The sequence below is a fragment of the Actinophytocola sp. genome (assembly GCF_035942955.1).
Lineage (GTDB): Bacteria > Actinomycetota > Actinomycetes > Mycobacteriales > Pseudonocardiaceae > DASYTH01.
In genome coordinates this window covers 1-4,332 of record NZ_DASZCQ010000360.1, presented here as the reverse complement: position 1 = coordinate 4,332, position 4,332 = coordinate 1, and the positions used below count along the sequence as shown (strand labels likewise).

Annotated in this window: 3 protein-coding genes and 1 pseudogene; all 4 read left to right on the top strand. The window is 75.6% G+C overall.

The window, feature by feature from the left end; translation table 11 throughout:
* Positions 1-1,207: D-alanyl-D-alanine carboxypeptidase/D-alanyl-D-alanine endopeptidase (dacB, locus tag VGX25_RS35120; protein ID WP_326922301.1), on the top strand; the 1,207-nt coding region annotated here is incomplete at its 5' end.
* A 166-nt stretch (positions 1,208-1,373) separates the two neighbouring features.
* Positions 1,374-2,462 (top strand): zinc-dependent metalloprotease, encoded by a 1,089-nt coding sequence (locus tag VGX25_RS35115; RefSeq protein ID WP_326922300.1) that lies wholly within the window; start codon positions 1,374-1,376, stop codon positions 2,460-2,462.
* A gap of 22 nt (positions 2,463-2,484) precedes the next feature.
* Positions 2,485-4,116, top strand: coding sequence for a penicillin-binding transpeptidase domain-containing protein (locus tag VGX25_RS35110; RefSeq protein WP_326922299.1), 1,632 nt, complete (start codon positions 2,485-2,487; stop codon positions 4,114-4,116).
* A 21-nt stretch (positions 4,117-4,137) separates the two neighbouring features.
* A pseudogene (locus VGX25_RS35105) lies at positions 4,138-4,332 on the top strand (tRNA(Ile)-lysidine synthetase); the annotation flags it as partial.

Here is a 4,332-nt window from a genome sequence, read left to right as displayed (position 1 = left end):
GGCCCCGGCGCCCGATGCCGCGGGCGTGCGGGCCGCGCTGGCCGGGCCGATCGCCGACCCGGCCCTCGGCACGCTCACCGGGGCCGTGCTCGACCCGCTGTCCGGCGACGTGCTGTGGGAGCAGGACGCGACCACCCCGCTGGTGCCGGCCTCGACCGGCAAGCTGCTCACCGCCGCGGCCGCGCTGCTCAGCCTCGACCACACCGAGCAGCTGACCACGACCGTGGTGGCCGGCGCCAATCCCGGCGAGGTGGTGCTCATCGGCGGCGGCGACCCGACGCTGTCCTCGCTCAGGGTCGGTGTGGAGTCGGTGTATCCCGGCGCCGCGCACCTGTCCGACCTGGTCACCCAGGTCAAGGCGAGCGGCGCGGCGGTGCAGACGGTCTACGTCGACCTGAGCCGGTACGCCGGCGGCGGGATGGAGCCGTCCTGGGATCCGCGGGACGTCGCCGGCGGCCACATCGCGCCGATCGTGCCGGCGATGCTCGACGGCGGCCGGGCCGACGCCACCAAGCCCGTCTCGCCGCGCAGCCCCAACCCGGCCGAGGCGCTGGCCAACGAGTTCGCCACCCGGATCGGCGCGACGGTGCCGGCCAAGGCCGAGGCGACCGCGCCGCAGGGCGCGCGGGTGCTCGGCGAGGTGCGCTCGGCGCCCATGGTGGAGCTGGTGGACACGCTGCTGCAGCGGTCGGACAACGTGCTCGCCGAGACCGTGGCCCGCGAGGTGGCCAGGGCCGCCGGCGAGGAGCCGAGCTTCGCCGGCGCCAGCAAGGCGATCCTGAAAGTGTTGCAGCAGAACGGTTTCGACACCGCCGGCGCGAGCCTGGCCGACGCGAGTGGACTGTCCGGGCAGGACAAGGTGCCGGCCCGCCTGCTCGCCCAGATCCTGGCCGTGGCGGCCGGGCCGGACCAGGATCCGCGCACCGCCAAGCTGCGCCCGCTGCTCGGCGGGCTTCCGGTCGCCGGCGGCAGCGGCACCCTGTCCGACCGCTACGACACGCCGGACGCCGCCGCCGGCCGGGGCTGGGTGCGGGCCAAGACGGGCACCCTGCAGACCCCGGCGGTCAACTCGCTGGCCGGCGTGGTCCTCGACGCCGACGGCCGGCTGCTGGTCTTCGCGCTGATGACCAACGGCACCCAGTCCGCGGGCGCCCGCCCGGCCCTCGACGCGATCGCGGCGACGTTACGACAGTGCGGCTGTCGGTGACATTCAAGGTGAGGGCAGGCCTGGGAGCCCTAACTTTTGCGTCGGTGGCCTGCGGTTGCGTATGTCCGGCCACTCGGGCGGACCTTCGGCCCACCCTCGCCAGGCCGGAAGCCCCCACCGGGACCGCGAGCAACACCGTGCCGCGAACACAGGTAGCGTCGCTGGTATGTGCGCGGCGACCAGCTCCTCGGCGAGCGGCAACGGGACGGGTCCCGGCCCGTCGCCGGTCGACTGGGGCCTTGCCGTCGCGACCGCGCACCGCCTGATGCGGCCCGGCCCGGTGATCCCGCGCGCGGAGGCCGAGCACACGGTCACCGAGCTGCGCGACGTCACCACGGTGGCCGAGGGCCACGTGCGGGCGCTGACCGGACTGGGGGAGGGCCTGCCGCTGCATCCCGGCGAGGTCGTCGACCGGCACGGCTGGGTGGTCGCGGCGGCCGAGGGCCTGGAGGCGCTCACCGAGGGTGCGCTGCCGGTGCCCTCGAGCCGCTACTTCGGCGGGGTCCTGGCCACCAGCGCGGGGGTGCAGGCCGGGTTGGTGCTTGCCTACCTCGGCGGCCGGGTGCTCGGCCAGTACGACCCGTTCGGCGGCGCCGAGCAGCCCGGCCGGCTGCTCCTGGTCGCCCCGAACGTCGTTGCCGCGCAACAGGCTCTCGACGTTCCGGCCGACGACTTCCGGATGTGGGTGTGCCTGCACGAGTGCACCCACCGGCTGCAGTTCACCGCCGTGCCGTGGCTGCGCGGCTACTTCGCCGGCGAGGTGGGCCGGTTCCTGTCCGGCCTGGACGAGACCGCCAGCAGCGCGCTCAACCGGCTGCCCGAGGTGATCAAGGCGGTGCGCAGGCGGACCACCGAGGGTGGCGAGCCGGGCGGGCTGGGCCTGATGGAGGTGCTGCAGTCGCCCGAGCAGCGCGCCGTCTTCGACCGGCTGATCGCGCTGTCCACCCTCCTCGAGGGGCACGCCGACCACGTGATGGACGCGGTCGGCCCGGCCGTCGTGCCCAGCGTCGCGACGATCCGCCAGCGGTTCACCGCGCGCCGGCGCGGCGGTGGCCTGCTGGACCGGATCCTGCGCGCGCTGCTGGGCGTGGACGCCAAGGTGCGGCAGTATGCCCTCGGCGCGGCGTTCACCAGGGAGGTGATTGACGCGGTCGGCATGACCGGGTTCAACGCGGTGTGGACCTCGCCGGAGACGCTGCCGCTGCGCTCGGAGATCAGCGACGCACCGGCCTGGTTACGGCGCGTCCACGGGTAACACGGACATCTCTGGGGGAGACATGTCGCCACGGACGAAGCGGTGGATCCTGGCCGTCGGTTGCCTGCTCATGGTGGCCCTCGTCGCCCTGGGTGTCGTCCTGGTCCGGCCGACGGATCCCCTTCCCGCCCCGGCCGCCGCCGGCTCGTCGGCCGCGCCCGCCCCGCTGCCGGCGGCCGACGTGGCCGACCGGTTCCTGGCCGCGCTTGCCCGGGGCGCCACCGATTCCGCCGGCGCGCTGACCGATGACCCGGCCGGCGCCGCCCGGCAGCTCGCCGCGGTATGGCGGGGTCTGGCGCCGGCGTCGGTCACCGCGAAGCGGAGCGGACCGGTCGCGCCGGTCGGGTCGACCGCGCGGGCGCCGTTCAGCATCTCCTGGACGTTCGGCCCGCAGCGGGTCTGGGGCTACGACAGCACGCTGCCGCTGGCCGAGGTCGGCCTGCGGGACTGGCGGGTGCACTGGACGCCGGCCCTGGTGCACCCGAAGCTGACCGCCGACCGCGGTCTCGCGGTCAAGGCCGGGGAGACCGGGCAGCCCGCCGTGCTCGACCGGGACGGCGCCCCGCTGCTGGTCTGGCAGCAGGGCGGGGCCGGGCCGGTGGACCCGGGAGTCGCCCCACTGCTGATCGGGCCGATGACACGAGTCGCCGGGACCGGCGGCGGTGGCGCGGGCGGCTGGCAGGTCGTGCTGGTCGACGCGGCGGGCGCCGAGCTGGAGACCGTCGGCGGGAACGCGGGCGGCGAGGCGAGCAGGCCGGTCACCGCGACGCTGAGCGTGCCGATCCAACGCGCCGCGCAGGCCGCGGTCGAATCGGCGGCGCTACCGGCCCGGCTGGTCGCCATCCAACCGTCCACAGGGGACATTCTGGCGGTGGCGCAGAACACCGCCGCCGGCGCGGAACCCCAGGCGCTCAACGGGCTCTACCCGCCCGGCTCGATGTTCAAGATCGCCACCGCGGTTGCGGCACTGGAGGCCGGTGCGGCGACCATCGACACCGTGCTGCCCTGCCCCGGCACGGCCGCGATCGGCCCGCGGACGATTCCCAACGACAACCGGTTCGAGCTCGGCGACGTCCCGCTGCGCACCGCGTTCGCCAGGTCGTGCAACACCACGTTCGCCAGGCTGGCCGCCGACCTGCCGGACGACGCGCTGAGCAACGCCGCCACCCAGCTCGGGCTCAACGCCGACTTCGTGGTGCCGGGCATCACCACCGAGGCCGGCAGCGTCAAGCCGGCCGGTAGCGTGGCACAGCGGGTGGAGAACGGCATCGGCCAGGGCACCGTGCAGGCCAGCCCGTTCGGCGTCGCGCTGATGACGGCCACCGTGGCCAGCGGCCGGGCGCTCACCCCGCGCCTGTGGCGGGACGTGGAGACCACCGTCAGCGCCGGCTACCGGGCGCCGCCGCGGGCCGTGCTCGACGGAGTCCGCACGATGATGCGGGCGGTGGTCACCGGCGGCACCGCGCGGGCGCTGGCCGGTCGCGGTGCCGTGTTCGGCAAGACCGGCACGGCCCAGGTCGGCGACGGAAGCACCACGCACGGCTGGTTCACCGGCTACCGCGGCGACCTCGCCTTCGCCGTCCTGGTCGAGGGCGCGGAGTCGTCCGGCGCGGCGGTGACCGTGTCCGGGGCGTTCCTCGACGCCGCCCGCTGACGGCGTGCGATCCTCCCGCATGTGCACTCTGCTGTGGCGGACACCCGCCGCGCCGTCCGGAGCCTGCTGGCCGAGGCCGGCGTCGAGGCCGGCGACCTGGCCGTCGCGGTGTCGGGCGGCGCCGACTCGCTGGCGCTCGCGGCCGCCGCCGAGCACGTCGGCCACCGGCTGGGCCTCGGCGTGCACGGGCTGATCGTCGACCACGGCCTGCAGCCC

Excerpts from the sequence above, each read along its gene's own strand:
- VGX25_RS35115 (WP_326922300.1), top strand. The coding sequence starts at position 1,374 with ATGTGCGCGGCGACCAGCTCCTCGGCGAGCGGCAACGGGACGGGTCCC.
- VGX25_RS35110 (WP_326922299.1), top strand. The coding sequence starts at position 2,485 with ATGTCGCCACGGACGAAGCGGTGGATCCTGGCCGTCGGTTGCCTGCTC.